At 66.4% G+C, this 16,519-nt stretch carries 17 protein-coding genes; 5 read left to right on the top strand and 12 right to left on the bottom strand.

Annotated features, from left to right (window positions below; all coding sequences use genetic code 11):
* Nucleotides 1-33: 33 nt before the first annotated feature.
* The gene (gene hemL, locus C477_RS05425) at nt 34-1,329 is read right to left on the bottom strand and encodes a glutamate-1-semialdehyde 2,1-aminomutase (protein ID WP_008893449.1); all 1,296 of its coding nucleotides are present in this window, start codon (nt 1,327-1,329) and stop codon (nt 34-36) included.
* 168 nt (nt 1,330-1,497) lie between these two features.
* Between hemL and C477_RS05420 the strand changes: the two genes are divergently transcribed.
* Nucleotides 1,498-1,890, top strand: coding sequence for a hypothetical protein (locus tag C477_RS05420; protein ID WP_008893448.1), 393 nt, complete (start codon nt 1,498-1,500; stop codon nt 1,888-1,890).
* A 47-nt stretch (nt 1,891-1,937) separates the two neighbouring features.
* Here the strand turns inward: C477_RS05420 and C477_RS23990 are convergent, their stop codons facing one another.
* The 4 genes from C477_RS23990 to C477_RS05405 all read right to left on the bottom strand — a co-directional run bounded on the left by C477_RS23990 (nt 1,938) and on the right by C477_RS05405 (nt 5,309).
* The gene (locus C477_RS23990; protein ID WP_008893447.1) at nt 1,938-2,108 is read right to left on the bottom strand and encodes a hypothetical protein; all 171 of its coding nucleotides are present in this window, start codon (nt 2,106-2,108) and stop codon (nt 1,938-1,940) included.
* A gap of 92 nt (nt 2,109-2,200) precedes the next feature.
* Nucleotides 2,201-2,431, bottom strand: coding sequence for a hypothetical protein (locus C477_RS05415; RefSeq protein WP_008893446.1), 231 nt, complete (start codon nt 2,429-2,431; stop codon nt 2,201-2,203).
* A 68-nt stretch (nt 2,432-2,499) separates the two neighbouring features.
* Nucleotides 2,500-3,456 (bottom strand): DUF368 domain-containing protein, encoded by a 957-nt coding sequence (locus C477_RS05410; RefSeq protein WP_008893445.1) that lies wholly within the window; start codon nt 3,454-3,456, stop codon nt 2,500-2,502.
* A gap of 254 nt (nt 3,457-3,710) precedes the next feature.
* Nucleotides 3,711-5,309, bottom strand: a complete 1,599-nt coding sequence (locus C477_RS05405; RefSeq protein WP_008893444.1) for a SagB/ThcOx family dehydrogenase — start codon at nt 5,307-5,309, stop codon at nt 3,711-3,713.
* A gap of 80 nt (nt 5,310-5,389) precedes the next feature.
* On the opposite strand from C477_RS05405, the gene C477_RS05400 reads away from it, so the two are divergent.
* Together C477_RS05400 and C477_RS22790 are read left to right on the top strand one after the other, a co-directional pair.
* Nucleotides 5,390-7,474, top strand: a complete 2,085-nt coding sequence (locus C477_RS05400) for a MutS-related protein (protein ID WP_008893443.1) — start codon at nt 5,390-5,392, stop codon at nt 7,472-7,474.
* A 77-nt stretch (nt 7,475-7,551) separates the two neighbouring features.
* A complete protein-coding gene (locus C477_RS22790; RefSeq protein ID WP_008893442.1) occupies nt 7,552-7,719 on the top strand; it encodes a DUF1059 domain-containing protein in 168 nt (55 codons plus the stop codon).
* A 56-nt stretch (nt 7,720-7,775) separates the two neighbouring features.
* On the opposite strand, the gene C477_RS05395 is transcribed toward C477_RS22790, so the two are convergent.
* The 3 genes from C477_RS05395 to C477_RS05385 form a co-directional block, all read right to left on the bottom strand.
* Nucleotides 7,776-9,173 carry an RNA-guided endonuclease TnpB family protein gene (locus C477_RS05395; RefSeq protein ID WP_008893441.1) on the bottom strand — a complete coding sequence of 466 codons (1,398 nt, stop codon included), beginning with the start codon at nt 9,171-9,173 and terminating at the stop codon, nt 7,776-7,778.
* 84 nt (nt 9,174-9,257) lie between these two features.
* Nucleotides 9,258-9,935 carry an IS6 family transposase gene (locus tag C477_RS05390; protein WP_008893440.1) on the bottom strand — a complete coding sequence of 226 codons (678 nt, stop codon included), beginning with the start codon at nt 9,933-9,935 and terminating at the stop codon, nt 9,258-9,260.
* Between the two features lie 169 nt (nt 9,936-10,104).
* Nucleotides 10,105-10,428 carry a hypothetical protein gene (locus tag C477_RS05385; RefSeq protein ID WP_008893439.1) on the bottom strand — a complete coding sequence of 108 codons (324 nt, stop codon included), beginning with the start codon at nt 10,426-10,428 and terminating at the stop codon, nt 10,105-10,107.
* Between the two features lie 135 nt (nt 10,429-10,563).
* Here C477_RS05385 and C477_RS05380 point away from each other — a divergent pair, with 135 nt between their 5' ends.
* Together C477_RS05380 and C477_RS05375 are read left to right on the top strand one after the other, a co-directional pair.
* On the top strand, nt 10,564-11,694 hold the full coding sequence (locus C477_RS05380) for an ORC1-type DNA replication protein (RefSeq protein ID WP_008893438.1): 1,131 nt from the start codon (nt 10,564-10,566) through the stop codon (nt 11,692-11,694).
* A gap of 99 nt (nt 11,695-11,793) precedes the next feature.
* Nucleotides 11,794-12,900 carry a saccharopine dehydrogenase family protein gene (locus tag C477_RS05375; RefSeq protein ID WP_008893437.1) on the top strand — a complete coding sequence of 369 codons (1,107 nt, stop codon included), beginning with the start codon at nt 11,794-11,796 and terminating at the stop codon, nt 12,898-12,900.
* Between the two features lie 118 nt (nt 12,901-13,018).
* Here C477_RS05375 and C477_RS05370 read toward each other — a convergent pair whose 3' ends face one another.
* The 4 genes from C477_RS05370 to C477_RS05355 all read right to left on the bottom strand — a co-directional run bounded on the left by C477_RS05370 (nt 13,019) and on the right by C477_RS05355 (nt 16,508).
* A complete protein-coding gene (locus C477_RS05370; protein ID WP_008893436.1) occupies nt 13,019-13,543 on the bottom strand; it encodes a GNAT family N-acetyltransferase in 525 nt (174 codons plus the stop codon).
* A 100-nt stretch (nt 13,544-13,643) separates the two neighbouring features.
* The gene (locus C477_RS05365; protein ID WP_008893435.1) at nt 13,644-13,940 is read right to left on the bottom strand and encodes an SUI1 family translation initiation factor; all 297 of its coding nucleotides are present in this window, start codon (nt 13,938-13,940) and stop codon (nt 13,644-13,646) included.
* A 78-nt stretch (nt 13,941-14,018) separates the two neighbouring features.
* Complete coding sequence (locus C477_RS05360) at nt 14,019-14,609, bottom strand: DUF192 domain-containing protein (RefSeq protein ID WP_008893434.1); 591 nt, start codon at nt 14,607-14,609, stop codon at nt 14,019-14,021.
* A gap of 105 nt (nt 14,610-14,714) precedes the next feature.
* Entirely contained in the window at nt 14,715-16,508 is a 1,794-nt protein-coding gene (locus C477_RS05355) for an excinuclease ABC subunit C (RefSeq protein ID WP_008893433.1), read from the bottom strand.
* Nucleotides 16,509-16,519 lie beyond the last annotated feature (11 nt).

The raw sequence follows: 16,519 nt of genomic DNA, 5'->3' as shown, positions 1-16,519 counted from the left end.
CGTCCGGCGTCCGATCTCGAACGCCGGCGACGGTCAGGCGAGGACGTCCTTGTAGGCCTCGAGGGTCTGCTCGACGTCCGCCTCGGTGTGCGCGTCGCTCACGAACTGGCTCTCGAACTGATTGGGCGGCAGAAGGATCCCTCGCTCTTTCATCGCGGGCCGAAAGAGCCGCTGCCAGCGCTCGGTGTCGCCGGCGTCGACGTCGCTGCCATCCCGCGGATAGGTGTCGGGTCGGTCGGCCGGTTCGTCGCGGGTGAACAGGAGCTTGAACATCGAGTCCGTGCCGACGACCGCGTACTCGGGCGCATGGTCCGCGACGATCTCGCTGAGGCCGGTCCGGAGCCGATCGCTAAGCGAATTGACGTGTTCGTAGACGTCGTTCTCCTCGGCGTACTCGAGGGTCGCCAGGCCGGCCGCCATCGCGACCGGATGCCCGTTGAACGTCCCCGACTCGAACACCTCGCCGGTCGGCGTGAACGCCTCCATCACCGACGCGCGGCCGCCGATCGCGCCGACGGGAAAGCCGCCGCCGACGATCTTGGCGAACGTCGTCAGGTCCGGTTCGATGTCGTACTTTCCCTGCGCACACGAGAGGCCGCCGACCCGGAAGCCGGTGATGACCTCGTCGAGGACGAACAGCGCGCCGTACTCGTCGCACAGAGTCCGGACGGTGTCGTGGAAGCCCGCAACCGGGCGGACGATCCCATTGTTGCCGAGCAGCGGTTCGGTGATGACGGCCGCGATCTCGTCTCCGTGTCGTTCGAACGCGTCGGCGAGCGCCGTCTCGTCGTTGAAGGGGACCGGAATCGTCTGCTCGGCGAACGCTTCGGGAACGCCCGCGCTTCCCGGACGCGGCCGCTCCGCGTCGCCCTCGACGAGGAACGACTCGTGGCCGCCGTGATAGCCGCCCTGCATGACGACGATCTTGTCGCGGCCGGTCGCGCCGCGAGCCAGTCGAACCGCCGCGGCCGTCGCCTCGGTCCCGGAGTTGACGAACCGCAGGCGCTCGACCGACGGGACGTGGTCGGCGATGAACTCCGCCAGTTCGACCTCGAGGTCGGTCGAGAGGCCGTACATCGGTCCCGCGTCGACCGTTCCGTCGACCGCTTCGCGGACCGGATCGGGCAGATCGTGACCGAGCAAGAGGGGCCCGTACCCCATCACGTAATCGAGATAGCGGTTCCCGTCGACGTCGACGACGTGGGCACCCTCGCCGCGCTCGACGAACTCCGGATAGGGCTGGGAGCCGGCCCGCACGGGCGAGTTCACGCCGCCGACGAGCGTCGACAGCGACCGTTCGTACAGGGCTCGAGTCGTCTCTTCGTTCATCGACTCACCTCGTCGCGATCGGTTTCGTCTCGCATGCTTCTTTCGGTAGTTTCCTGTCCGGCTAAAACAACGTTCCGAACGCGTTCGTCGACTCGACGATCCGCGTCCGTCGGGTCCGTTGAGAACGCAAGGAGTAGTTCGATTTCGCGGGTCGCCGGAGGTCCGCACATGACCGACTACGAGATGCACGAACCCGACTTTTCGGGCACGACGACCGAGGAGTGGGACGAGCCGCAACTCGAGGACTTCGATATCTCCGAGCGAAGCTCGGATGGTCAGCGAGACTCTGACGAGTCTCGCCAGACCGATGATCTGAGCGAGGTCGCCGACCACTTCATCCTCTCGTCGTCCGGGTTCCCGCCGGAGAACTTCACGGACCTGAAACTGCCCGTGGTCGATCCCGACGGCAACCTGAACAAGAACGCGCTCCAGACCGCCAAGAGCGGCGGCCACGGCGTCGGCGCGGTCGAGGACTTAGACGACGACACGCAGGAGGAGATCGAGGACATGATCAACGAACTGGCCAACGACAACTTCGACGATGCCGACTTCGGGGACTAACGTCGATCGCGTTGATCGGCGAGGTCAGTCGAACGCCGACGATCGACTTACCGCCACTCGCAGGTCGTCCCGGCAGTCAACCCCTCCTCTTCGATGTGGGCTGCGAGACAGCCATAGTTGCAGAACCGGCTCGGCGGCGTCTCGACGCTTCCCTCGCTGACGAACACCGGCTCGTGGCGCTCGATATCGCAGCCGCAGTAGGTGCAGTCGGCTCCCATACCGGAACCGTCGGGAACCGACGGGGAAGGCGTTACGCCCGGAGAGGCGTCTCGACGGCTCGCTCGAGCGCCGCGGTCTCGCTGGTACGCGATCAGGCCGGACTCGAGTCCGACGCCGACGATCCGCCACCGCGGACTAGTTTGAGAAGGCCCTGTGCGGCGAGGCCGATCAGCGCCCACTTCCAGGCGAGCACGGCGACGCCGAGGAGCGCGATTCCGCGAGTCCGGTCCCCCCGCCCGAACGCCTTTCGGGCCTCCGAGAGCACCGAAACGACCGTCAGCGACCGCGTCGCTTTCGAACCGAGGAGTTTCGTGAGCGGCATACCCGTCCTCGGAGCGCCGACGGAATAACGAGCGTCCCGGAGCGCGCAAGGCGACCGAAGCCGTCGAATTACTCCGGATCGAAGCCGCCGACGAGGTACTCGAGGCCGAACAGGACGACGGCGCCGAGGGCCGCCCACGCGGCGGTCAGCCCGATCGTCTCGGCCGTCCACGCGTGGCTCTCGCCGATGTTGTGCAGCGGGGCCGGCACCGAGCCGGCGATGAGACTCACCAGGAAGATCAGCGTCACCGATCGGTGGCGGGCCAGCGCGGCGCGGACGACGCGAGCGATCGTCACGAGCCCGACGATCCCGCCGGCGACGAACAGCGCGACGGTCGTTCCCGGATCGACGACGGCCGCGAGCGAGCCGCCGCCGACGAGGTCGGCGACCGCGTGAACGAACGCGGTCAGTTCCCCGGTGAGGTAGACGTACTGGCCGAGCAGGATCAGGATGAGCGAGCCCGAGATCCCCGGCAAGATCATCGCGCTGATGGCGACGGCGCCGGCGAGGAAGATCACGACCCCGCCGCTGCCCGGAAGTTCGACGATACCGGCGGCGACCAGCAGTGCGAGCCCGGCGCCGGCCAGCCCGGCGACGACGTGGCTCGGCGAGGAGACCTCGAGGCTCCGGTAGAGGGCGACCGCCGAGGCGGCGATCAGACCGGTGAAGAAGCCGAACAGGGCGACCGGGTGGGACTCTGCGAGCGACGAGACGATATCCGCGATGAAGACGACGGCGGTGACCATTCCGACGCCGAGGGGCAACAGGAACTGGAGATCCAGCTCAAGGAGCGCGTCCCGGGCCTGGGAGCGCCGCTCGGAGCGATACCCTCGCAGGACGGTGAGCGCCCGGCCGGGGGTGAACGCGGTGACGGCGGCGATCAGACGTCCGTAGAAGCCGAGCAGGAGCGCGACGGTGCCGCCAGAGACGCCGGGCAGGGCGTCGGCCGCGCCCATACAGAGGCCGTATGCGTAGGCGCGAAGCAGTTCGACGCGGTCGACCACGTCGGTGCGTTCATACTCCATGCGTCTGCTCTCGTCGCCGTTCGTTCGGGGAGGGGATCGATCCGGGTCGGTACCGCGCCGACGAACCGCAGGGCGGTCTGGGCTGCATAGTCGATTGGGTAACGCGCTGCCGTATAAAAGTGCGACACCGACGACGGCGCGTGCCCCTCGTCGACCGTCGTCCGGCTCTCGCCTCTCGTCTCGCATCGCCGCCCGTTTTCTTCTTCCCGTCGGTCTCCCATCTCCGTTACCGTCCGATTCCGGCGACGAAGATCTCAGGCTGGTCGTCCAATCGTGTACAGGAACATCGGGGTCTGCCCGGCGGCTCGCGGCGCGAAGAAGTCCGTCGCGACGTCGTCGTAGAACGTCAGCCCGGTCCCGCCTAGCGTCCGGTGGGCGTAGGTCCCCAGATACAGTCGCCCCGCGGTCAGGGCGGCCTCGAGTTGGGCCGCGCGATAGCCGCGGTCACCGAGCGCGTCGACGAGTTCGTCCAAGTCGGTCATGAAATAGATGCAGACAGCGGCATCGCCGCCCAGTCGCTGGTCCAGCGCGAGGTGACTCGCTTCGCGGCGGAACGCGCCCGACTGGAGGCGCTCGAGTTCGCCCGCGTCGGGGTGGTAGTGGTAACTGCCCGACTCGAGGCCGTTGACACCGTTGACGATCAGGTAGGGGTCGACGAACGAGAGCGGTGGGCCGGCGCCGGTCTCGCTTCGCTCGTCCCCGCTCCGCACGTCCATCGGGACGCCGCGGACGGCCCGGTCGAGCACGGTCGAGAGCTGTCGGAAACTGATCGGCTCGCGCTCGTACTCGCGACAGGAGCCGCGCCGACGGATTGTTCGATGGAGGGGGCGACTCGAGGCCCGCTCGTGGTCGACCGGCTTGAGCGCCACGCGCTCGCCGTCCCCGGGGTCGCGGGTGCCGATCGTCCGGTTCTCCGGTGGACCCGTAGCGCGCCACGAAGCGGCAGCGGCGCCGTCCTCGAGCGTCCCGGCTTCCCAGGCCTCGTGGATCAGTGGGAATGTCTTTTCGTCGGGAGACAGCGGTTCGGTGTCGGGATCGATCGGGTCGATATCAGCGGCCGCCGAACTCGGAACAGGCGCGTTCGCGCCGATCGGGACGATCTCGAGGGGCGCCTCCCGCTCGGGGTCGACGCCGAGCAGGTCGGCGACGGGACGGTCGGCGAAGCCGGTGACGACCTCGGCGCGGTAGTCCAGCGCGTGGGCGACCGCGAGCAGGTTCGCCAGCGTCGTCCCCGAGTCCCAGAAGGCGTGGCGGACGGTGCGCGCCTCGTACTTCCAGGCGTTTCGCCACCACGTCGAGGTCGCGACGATCGACAGCGGCGCCTCGGCGACGGCCTCGTACTCGCTGGCGGCCGCGAGGACGCCGCGGTGGTCCCCCTCGCGGAGGACGTCCAGCGAGCAGGTGCGAGGATCGAAGTGGTAGACGCCGGCCTCGAGGTCGAGGTCGGGATCGGCGCTCGAGCCGTCGCCAGCCCCCTCAAGGTCGCCGCAGACGACGTACAGATCGACGTGGTAGAGCGCGCCGGTGGTCGCCGCCGCCCGGAACAGTTTCGTCCGGTTGCGAAGCTCGATCGCCTTCGTGATGCCCGCGGCGTCGTAACAGAGCGTCGTGACGGTCTCGCGGTCCGGATCGCGACCGCGCCTCGAGTCGCCGTCGGGAGTCGGCTCGGCGATCGCCGACAGCGCCGGCTGCTGGGGCGGCCGGATCCGCTCGGCGAGCGGTATCGACGGCAGGTCGACGTACGCCTTGTACGGCCGCGGCTTGTTGTCGAAGTTCAGCCCCGTACTCTCCTCGCGGACGCTTCTGGGCGAGTGTTTCGTCCGTTCGTGGTACTCGAGTGCGCCGGCCGTCATGCGCCGAGTTACCACGCCGGTCGCCAAAAACCGGGCGGGAACTTTTTCTCGCTTCGGTTGGATACGACCCTCGAGAAGCAATGGACCTCGAGTCGATCCCGGGCGTGGGCGAAAAGACCGCTCGGGCGCTGGAAGCGCTCGACGAGCCCGAGCGCGCGCTGCGGCGAGGCGACGTCGCGACGATCGCGACCGCGCCGGGGATCACACAGGGGCGCGCCGCCCGCATCGCGCGCGGCGCGATCCGCCAGGAGCACGACGACCCCGGCGGCTTCCTCGCGACCGACCGCGCGCGGGAGGTCTACCGGGAGGTCCTCGGACTGCTGAAAGAACGCACCGTCACCGACTACGCCGCCCAGCGGCTCGAGACGATTTACCCGAGTCCGCGCCGCTCGCGCATCGAGGACGTGCAGGCGTTCGCCCGCGAGGCGATCGACCGCGACGACGACGACGCGGTGCTCGAGGCCCTCGAGGGGCTCGAACCGCTCCGGAACCCGGGCGACGTCCGCGTCCGCGAGCGCTGTCTGGCGACGACCGACGCCGAGCGTTACAGCGAGGCGAAAGAAGCGATCCCGGAACTCTCCGTCGAGATCGTGGAGAACGCCCAGGGACTGGCCGAACTCGCGAGGGGGTACTCGACGGTGATCGCCCTCGACGAATCCTTCGCCGGCGTCACCCTCGAGGGCGACGTCCAGGTCAAGCCCGGCGCCCTCGAGAATCCCGCCGAGGTCGTCCCCGAGCGCCCGCTGGCCTTCTTCGCGCGCAACCGGGACCGCCTGCAGGCGGCCGTCGAGGTGCATCAAGCGGCGGATCTGGAGCCGGCCTGTGACCTCGAGGCGCTCGAGGACGGCCTCTCGCGGCTCGACGAGGACGGCACCGTCGCGGGCGACGACGAACTCGACCGGCTGACGACGGCGGTCGACGACCTGGACGCGGCCGCGAGCGCGGCCGAGAGCGTGGCCAACGACCGCCTGCGGGAGGCCATCCGCGAACAGGACGTGACGATCGAGGGCTCGGACCTGCTCTCGCTGGTCGAACGGGGCGCCGGCGTCGACTCCCTGCTGTCCCGAGAACTCGCCGACGAGTACGCCGCGGCCGTCGAGGCCGCCCGCGAACACCTGGTCGACGCGCTCGATCTCGATCAGGGGGAGAGCGAGATCGCCCGACGGGCGTTCAGCGACGAACCGGCGTTTCCGGTCGAACGCGACAAGGCAGTCGTCTCGCGGCTGCGCGAGGAGCTGACCGCGGCCAAGGAGCGCCGCGCCGGCCGACTCAAGCGAGAGCTCGCGGCCGATCTGGCCGACCAGCGCGAGGGGGCCCGCCAGCTCGTTCGGGATGCCCTCGAGTTGGACGTCGAACTCGCGATCGCCCGCTTCGCCCGGGAGTACGAGTGTACGATGCCGGAGTTCGTCGAGAGCGAGGCGCCACGCGCCTCGGACGGCGGCGAAGCGACGACCGAGAGCGGCGATCCCATCGGCTTCGCCATCGAGGGCGGCCAGTCACCCCTCCTGGACGAGCCGCTCGAGGCCATCGATCCCGTCGACTACGAGGTCTCGAACGTGGCGCTGCTGTCGGGGGTCAACAGCGGGGGGAAGACCTCGACGCTAGATCTGGTCGCCGGCGTCGTCGTGCTGGCCCACATGGGCCTGCCCGTGCCGGCGGAGCGCGTGCGCCTCCAGCGGTTCGACGACCTCCACTACCACGCCAAGACCCAGGGAACCCTCGACGCGGGCGCCTTCGAGTCGACGGTCCGGGAGTTCGCCGACCTCGCCCAGGGCGGCGAGGGCTCGCTCGTGCTGGTCGACGAACTCGAGAGCATCACCGAACCCGGCGCTTCGGCGAAGATCATCGCCGGCATCTTGGAAGCGCTCTCGGAGAACGGCGCGACGGCCGTCTTCGTCTCCCACCTCGCCGGCGAGATCCGGGAGATGGCCGACTACGACGTGACCGTCGACGGCATCGAGGCGGTCGGCCTCGTGGACGGCGAACTCGAGGTCAACCGCTCGCCCGTCAAGGACCACCTCGCGCGGTCGACGCCCGAGTTGATCGTCGAGAAACTGGCCGACGAGGCCCGGGACGACGCGGTCGCGACCAACGGCGGCGCGCCGGACGGCGAAGGCGATCCGGAGCCCGTCTTCTACGATCGGCTGCTCGAGAAGTTCGATTAGCCGTTGGGTCGGTCTCGAATCCTATTCCCGCAACTGCAAGTGAAATAGCTACCCCGATACTCGAGCGATGCTATGACATGCCCTACCAGTTCGAGTGTTCAGGGGAGCACTGCCAGTTTATGATCCGCTCGAGCAGCTCCGACGAGGTGGAACGGTTAGTCCGAGCGCACGTTCGAATGACCCACAACGGACGGATCGCGAAGGCCGATATCGAACGCGAAATGGATCGCGTCGAACTCGCTTGACGTCCTCCACACGACTGAAGTCGTGGGATTCCTCCGTGGGCAATCCGGCCAGTGGACTACCCCGGCTGTGAACTTGCGGGTTCGCTGACGCTGGTTTGGTCGAGCGGACTCGACTGTTTCCCAAAACTCGCGGGCGTCCAGTCGTGTCCATTCCACTCCCAGTACGCCCCGTTAGTGGGTACGTCCCTATCGCGTTCAGCGAGTAGGGCAGCAGGCCGCGCCATCGGCCCAACCGCTGATTGCAATAAATTCCACGCCCCAACGATGTCACTATGCGCGTCCAATTCGCATTCGTGGCATCTGAATGAGTCACCATCCCGAACAACGTCCTCGCTCCCACATTCGGGACACTCGCTACTCGAATCAGCCTCGCTCACTTGCTCGACTGTGATTCCAACATCACCGAGCGTGAGTTCGAGTCGGTCAACGAGTTGCCCGTGCGACCAGAACGCGTGTGTCTTCTCGTTCACCTCAGCCTGCCAATGCGTGTCCAATACGTCGGTCAGGTCGCCGACGTACACGGTATCCACATTCCGTTCAAGAAGCCAGTCTGCCGCGTGTTTCACCGCAGCATCACGGCTATGGTCGCGTTTCTCCCCACGCTCGTCGTACACGCGTTGAATCCGCTTGCTCGTATACTGGTCGTCGGAGAGTTCAGACTGCAACTTGGCAATCAACCCGGACAGGGCTCGGAAGCGGTCGAACTCTGGGCGAGCGTGATACACCGCGGTTTCTCCAGTGGTGGTGACGAGGGCGAGCGTGTTGTTTGCGCCCACGTCGATGGCGGCAGAGTGCGTCGTGTTCTCGGAGTCGAGTGTGTGAGTGAAGACATCCACTCGCTGTTCTCGCAGTTTGTCTGGCCGTATGCGAACTGGATGCTTGACACGAAGCGTGTCTGCCGCCTCGTCGTAGACGAGTTCCAACCGCGAATCGTCACCATCCCACTGTGGATTACCACGGACTTCCAATGTGACGCGTTCTTGGTACTCGAAGTCGTATTTCTCTTCAAGTACGTCGCCGACGCCGAAGTCGAGCGTACTCGTATCCTCGTCCCAATCGAGTGTGTAGAGGTCGTTTCGGACGAGCCCGTGAAGCTTGTATCCCTCCTCGCGATTACCCCAGTAGCCGGGTGGAGAGGGGGTCTCCGTGACTGCTGGGTCGTCGGAGTGGTATTTGTCGAGGAGGTCAAAGTGACTCCGCCATGCTTCGCTGTTTTTGCGGGCGACTTGCTGGCACGCTGCTTTTCCGAGCATGGGTGCGTACTCGTCGTATAGTTCTGTGTATTCGGCGTCCCAGACGTCACCGTTGTCGGCGAAGTATTCTTGTCGGCGTCGGTAGTTAATCTGGTTCCATAAAGGGGCGTGGGCGGCCAACCACTCGAACAAACACTCGCGGTACCGTTGACTAGCGGGTTCCGCGATGTACTCGTTTGTGCGTTGTGGCCGGTCGCTCACACGTTAGATGTCGAATTCTTGTATTGTGAACGTTGGGATTGCGGTCGGGCTATGGTGTTGTGGTTATCTTCAGTAGGGCACTGTCTAGTTTAGCACCTCCGCTGGCGTCTCTCCGTTGAGTGACTGGTGCGGTCGCTGTATATTGTAATAGTGTACGAACTGTTCAAGCCACTCTTTGACGCTTGCTCGACTGCCGACCCATGAGTTATGGAAGCGGTCAACCCGCATTTTGAGGGTGTGAAACCACTTTTCGATGTGGTTTCGATCGACATAGTCGAGGTGACCGCTCAATCCTAATCGAGAGAGGGCAGTCAGATAGCCAGCACCATCGACGAGGAACTCAGCCTCAGAGAGATCGTGTTTCTCGGTAAGTCCATGCAGAAACGCAGCAGCTGGATCGGTGCCTCGCCGTCCAAAGAGCGCGACATCGAGAATGAGTTTCGTGTCGAGGTCTATTGCAGCGTATATCCAAGATTGGTCGCCGTTAATCCTGACAGCGGTTTCGTCAACCGCGACCCGCGACGGCTTCGCCGTCGGCGGGTCTGGTACGCTGTCAGCCAGCCGATGTACCCAGTGCCAGATTGCTTGGTGAGACCGTTCAACGCCGAGTGAGCGAAGAATTGCTTGTATCTCTCGAAGCGAACAACCGGTTGCGTGGAGCCGGACGGCGAACGCCCTGACAGGCGTCGCCGTCCGCTCACGCTCCCAACATTCATCAAATTCCGCCGCGTAGCTCTCGCTGAGCAGGTCTGCGAGCATCATTCCAAACCAACTCTACGACCTGCTCACTTCTCAAACCGCGCTAACTAGACGGTGCCTTCAGTAGTGACGGATTCATCCCACGACTAAAGTCGTGGGCTTTCTCCTGTGCTTCGTGTAAGCGGGCCGTGCGACCGAGACGGTCGCGCCGGAGACGCCGCCGGCCGCCCGGTCAACTGTGCCAGTCCAGAAGTCGCTGGTGGCCCCACGATCCCGATTCGTCGCCTGCGTCGTCGCCGGTGATCGCCTCGAGGGAGTCGGCGTCGCGCTCCTCGAGGAAATCGGCGAGTTCGTCGACGTACCGGGCGATCGCCTCGAGCGTGTCCTCGTCCTGGAGCGCGAAGGCTTCGACGATGGAATTGGGCGCCGCCTCGGGTGCGACATAGGTCTCCTTGCGGGCGTACTCGCCGATGTCTCGCAGCGTCTCCGGCGAGTGATCAGTGAACTGATCGAGTAGGAAGTCGGGAATCGTCGCCGGTGGGTCCGGTGGAGTCATATCGGTATCCTCGCCTGAGAGTCACTCTAATCAATATTAATTATTGTGGTGTGGTCACACATATCGATCGATTCCTTGCGACCGCAGGATCGGCCGCCCGAATCCTTAAGACGCTGCGGGAGCAGGGTGAAAGTGATGGCAGACGACCCCGAGGAGGGGATGTTGTCGTGGGACGAATCCGTGTTCCGGGACGAGCACGTTTTCGAGATCGACTACGTTCCCGAGACGTTCAAGCACCGCGAAGGCCAGACCCAGAGCCTGACGTACGCGCTTCGGCCGGCGGTGCGCGGCTCCCGGCCGCTGAACGTCATGGTCCGCGGACCGCCGGGCACCGGCAAGACGACGGCCATCCAGAAGCTGTTCGACGAGGTGGGCGCCCAGACCAGCGACGTCCGCACCATCCGCGTCAACTGTCAGGTCAACGCGACCCGGTACTCGGTGTTCTCGCGGCTCTTCGAGGGGACCTTCGACTACGAACCGCCGTCCTCGGGGATCTCGTTCAAGAAGCTGTTCGGCCAGATCGCCGAGAAACTCGTCGAAGAGGACAAGGTGCTCGTCGTCGCCTTAGACGACATCAACTACCTCTTCTACGAGAACGAGGCCTCGGACACGCTCTACTCGCTCCTGCGGGCCCACGAGGAGTATCCCGGCGCGAAGATCGGGGTCGTCGTCGTCTCCTCCGACCCCGCCCTGGACGTCATCGACGAACTCGACTCGCGGGTCCAGAGCGTCTTCCGCCCCGAGGACGTCTACTTCCCCGTCTACGACCAGCCCGAGATCGCTGACATCCTCGACGAGCGCGTCAAACGCGGCTTCAACGACGGCGTCATCGGTCGGGACACCTTGGAGTACGTCGCCGACCTCACCGCCGACAGCGGCGACCTGCGTGTCGGGATCGACCTGCTGCGCCGGGCCGGGCTGAACGCCGAGATGCGCGCCAGCCGCACTGTCGAGCGCCAGGACGTCGAGCAGGCCTTCGAGAAGTCAAAGTACATTAACCTCTCGCGGAGCCTCTCGGGGCTGACCGACACCGAACGGACGCTGCTCGAGGTGATCGCCCACCACGACGGCGAGCAGGCCGGCGACGTCTACGAGGCGTTCCACGAGGAGACCGAGCTGGGCTACACGCGCTACTCGGAGATCGTCAACAAACTCGACCAGTTGGGGCTGATCGACGCCGACTACGCCGAGGTCGACGGCCGCGGGCGCTCGCGGTCGCTGTCGCTGTCCTACGAGAAGGACGCGGTGTTAGAACGCCTCGAGTGAGCCGTATCGGCCCCTCGAGAGACTGATTCTCGCCGTCGCCGTTCGCTGCATAGCAATGCCGGCCCGCCGCTTAACCGCCGACGCGACCTCGTTCGGGGTATGTCGACCCTCCTGATCTACGGCTCGTACGGGTTCGTCGGCGGTCTAATCGCCGAGAAGGCGATCGACCGCGGACTGGATCCGATCCTGGCCGGCCGCGACCGGGAACGGCTCCGCGAGCAGGTCGCCGACCTCGAGCAGCCGGGGCGCCGGTTCTCGCTCGAGGACCCCGTGACCGTCGCGACGGCCCTCGAGGACGTCGACTGCGTGCTGAACTGCGCGGGGCCGTTCTCGAACACCGCAGAACCGCTCGTCGAGGGTTGTCTCCGCAGCGAGACGGACTACGTCGACATCACCGGAGAGATTCCCGTCATCGAGTCGATCCACGACCGCGACGCGGCGGCGACCGAGGCCGGCATCACCCTGCTTCCGGCCGCCGCTCTCTCGACGATCCCGATGGACTGTCTGGCCGCCCACCTCGCCGATCGCCTGCCCGAGGCGACCCACCTCTCGCTGGGCGTCGACTCGTTCCGCGTGCCGTCGATCGGCACGCTCCGGACGGTCATCGAGGGCGCCGACACCGAGAACGCCGTCCGTCGGGACGGCGACCTCGAGAGCGCGCCGACGGGGTGGAAGACCCGCGAAATCGACTTCGGCCGCGGGGAGCGACCGGCGGTGACGATGCCGATGGGCGACGTTTCGACGGCCCACTACACGACCGGGATCCCGAACGTCGAGATGTACGCGGTGATGCCCCAGCCCGCTCGCACCGCGCTGCGGCTGCATCGCTACCTCTCGCCGGTGTTCGAGTCGAAACCGGTACGCTGGACGCTGAAGCAGTTGGCCGGCGTCCGCGAGGGTCCCTCCGAGCGGGCTCGCGACCGCGGATCCGCGTACGTCTGGGGCGAAGCGCGCACCGAAGGCGAAGGCGGCGCAGAGGGCGAGCGCGTCGTCTCCCGACTCGTGACGCCCGATCCGTACGTCGTCACCGTCGACGGCGCGGTGACGGTCGCCGAGCGGGTGCTCGCGGGCGACGCCGACGCCGGGTTCCAGACCCCCGCCGGCGCGTTCGGCGCCGACTTCGTCTTCGAACTCGAGGGCGTCGAGGGCTTCTTCGACGAGGAGACGCCAGCGGAGACGTCGCCGGTGAATCCGCTGTTGCAGTAATACTGATTAGCCGTCTCTCTGCTCGGGAGTGGTTTTGCGGCGTTCTCGGGAGGTTCCCGGTCGATCGAACGGAGAAGACACGCTCCGTCCTTCTCGACCCGTTTCCGCACCGTCCGCTCTAGAGCTCGAGCGTGTAGACCGCCTCGTCGTAGCACTCGCCGGCGATCTCGACTTCGCCGACGTCGGTCCGCTCGAAACCCAGCCCTTTGTAGAACCGCCGGCTAGTGTCGTTGAAGGCGAAGTCGAAGGCGCGGATCCGCTCGACGTCGTAGACCCGGAGTTGTTCGACCAGCCGCTCGTGGAGGTCGGTGCCGACGCCCGCCGCCTGCCGGTCGGGATCGACGTACATCCGGAGGATATCGGCCGTGTCGCCCTGGACGACCGCGTGGGTGAAGCCGACGATTTCGCCGTCATCGTCGTCGGGCTTCGCCCGACTCCCGTCCGCGGAGCGTTGCTCCGTGCTCTCCACGACGAGGACGACCGTCCCCGGCGCCTCGAGGGGCATCGAGTCGTCGGTGTACCAGTCGTCGACGGTTTGGTCGATCAGGTCTTCGTCGAGTTCGTCGTAGGTATCGTGCCAGGTTTTCCGAGCGATCGCTCGGATGTCCCGAAAATCGTCGTCCGCCGCCGGACGAATCCTCATACTCGTACTTGCTAGGACGGACATAAAGCGACTTCGACGCGGGGCCGGTTTGCGGCCCCGGGTCGACGCGAAAAGCGTCAGTTCGACCGCTCGGGACGGCTCACTCGCGGACGTCGAATCCTCGGTCGCGAAGCAAGTCGGGCACGCGATCCCGGTGGTCGCCCTGCAGTTCGATCCGGCCGTCGTCGACGGTCCCGCCGGTCCCCATCGAACTCTTGAGGTCCGACGCGATCGATTTGATCTCGTCCGACTCGAGGTCGAAGCCCTCGACGATCGTCACCGGCTTGTCGTACCGACGGCTCTCCGTCCGGATCGACAGCACCTGCTGTGACGTCTCGAGGTCGCCTTGGCTGTCGAGTTCGTCGAGCAGGTCGTCGAGTTCGTCGTCGTTTGACATGCCGTATCATAGGACCGGTACGGGGGATAGCCCTGTCCTTGCTTTCGCAACGGTCACACGGCGACGCCGGGATTTCGGTCATTCCTCGAGGTCGAACTCGAGGACGTCTCCCTCGCTGACGTCGTGGTCGGCCGTCCACTCGTAGTTGACCTCGAGGACGTACTGTCCCCGGCCGGGATACTGATGGTGTTCTTCCTCGCCGTCCTCGCCCGGTTCGGGCGCCGGCGCGTGGTGAATGTCGGTGATCGTCCCGTCCGCGTCGGCGAAGACGATATCGATGCCGAAGTCCATCTCTCGCATGACGAAGCTGTGCTCCTCGACCGACTCGAAGACGAACAGCATGCCGCGGTCCGACGGCAGTTCCTCGGTGTCGCTGAGTCCGAGACTCTGGAGGTCCTGCGTGTCGGCGATCGCCGCCGTCACCGCACCGAGTTCGTCCCCGTCGGCAGAAACGATCCGGACCTCGGTCGTTTCGTAATCCTCGTGAACCGTTTCCGCGGTAGCGTTCGCCTCTGATCCATTCGTCTCGTCGTCGTCAGTCGTTCCGTCGGTCGGTTCGGCCTGCGTCTCGCCGTTCGCCTCGCTCGAGTCGCCCGCGTCGAGACAGCCGGCGACCGCGACCGCACCGGAAACGGCGAGCAGGGATCGGCGGCGAAGCTCGGTTTTCATAGCAGTGCTTCCAACGATACAGGATAAATTACTTCTTCATAGTTCCGGTAAGTAATCAACGGCAGAGAGTGTCAGCCATCGGTACAAGTTCCGGAAGCGAGCGCGTCAGAGCCGCGATTTGATCGTCTCGGCCGTCTTCTCGCCGATCCCCTCGACGCTCTCGAGATCGTCGACACTCGCCTCGCGGACGTTCTCGACACTGCCGAACCGGCCGAGGAGTCGCTTTCTGGTCTCGGGACCGACGCCGGGGACGTCGTCCAGGACGGTCTTAACCTCGTCGCGGACGGTCTGGTGGTACTGCACCGCGAAGCGGTGGGCCTCGTCGCGCACCCGCTGGAGGAGGTGGAGGTGGGGCGCGTCGCTCGGCCACGAGAACGTCCGGCGGGGTGTGACCACCCGCTCCTCGGCCTTCGCCAGCGCGATCGCAGGCACGTCCCAGCCGACATCGGCCAGCGCGTCGCGGGCCGCCTCGAGTTGGCCTTCGCCGCCGTCGATCAGAAGCAGATCGGGGTCGGGGCGATCGTCTCGCCCCTCGACGGCGCGGCTGGCGCGCCACTCGAGGAGGGTCCGCATGTTGTCGTAGTCGTCGTTCTGATCGGTGAGCTTCTTCCGGCGGTAGTCCGCTTTCTCGGCGCTGCCGTCGACGAACGTCACGTCGCTGCCGACCGCAGACTTCCCCTGGGCGTGGCTCACGTCGAACCCCTCGATCCGCCGGGCCGCGTCGATCTCGAGGGCGTCGGCGAGCATCCCGCACTCGTCGCGGCCGCCGACGTTCCGGCGGGCGTTCTTCAGCGCGAGGTCGACCAGTTTGGCCTCCCGACCGGCACCGGGGACGCGCACCGAGACGCCCTCGGCCTCGAGCCACGCCGCGACCTCGCCGTCGCCGTGGCGTTCGGGCAAGAGGAGGGCGTCGGGCAGGTCGCGCTCGGCGTAGTACTGGACGATGAAGGCGGCCAGCACCGCGGGGACGCCGCCCTCCTCGTCTCCGGCGCCCTCGGCCGCGGGCGCCTCGAGGGTGTGTCGATCCCGGTCGACCAGTTTCCCGCGCTCGGCGCGCAGGCGGGCGACGGTCGCGTCTTCGCCCTCGATAGCGACCCCGAGGACGTCGACCGCGCGCTCGTCGCCGACCGACTGGACCGCCTCGCCGCCCTCGCCGTGGAACGCCTCGACGGTCTCGAGGCGGTCCCGGAGATTGGCGGCGCGCTCGAAGTTCTGGTCCGCCGCGGCGGCCTCCATCTCCCGGCGCAGCGGGTCCGCGAGGATCCCCGTCTCGCCCTCGAAGAAGCGCTCGACGGCGGTCACGTCCTGCGCGTAGCTCTCGAGGTCGATCTCGCGGGTGCAAGGTGCGGTACAGAGCCCCATCTCGTAGTCCAGACAGGGGCGCTCGCGGCCGCTGTACTTATGGTCCGAACAGCCGCGGACGCCATAGGTCTCCCGCAGGGCCTTCACGACGGTCTCGACCTGGCCCTTGTCGGTGAACGGACCGAAGACCGTCGGCCCGCTCGCGGCTCCACCGCTTGCACTCGAGGCGCCCTGCGCCTCGCCGTCGGGATCACGGGTGATCTCGATCCGCGGGGCCTCGTGGTCGGTCAACTGTACCATCGGGTAGGACTTGTCGTCCTTCAGCCGGACGTTGTAGCGGGGCTGGTGGCGCTTGATTAGGTTCGCCTCGAGCAACAGCGCCTGCGTCTCGGTGTCGGTGACGGCGATCTCGATCTCGTCGGCGCGGTCGACCATCCGGCGGATCCGCGCCGTCCGCGGATCGGCGTAGGAGCGGACGCGACTCCGGAGATCGACGGCCTTCCCGACGTAGAGGGTGGTTCCCTCGGCCCGGAACTGGTAGACGCCGGGCTCGCGCGGCAGCGACTTCGCTCGTTCGCGGACCCCGTCGGCGTTCATCGGCGGGCCTA

It is taken from the genome of Haloterrigena salina JCM 13891 (assembly GCF_000337495.1).
Taxonomy (GTDB): Archaea; Halobacteriota; Halobacteria; order Halobacteriales; family Natrialbaceae; genus Haloterrigena; species Haloterrigena salina.
This window is presented reverse-complemented; position numbering and strand designations above follow the sequence as displayed.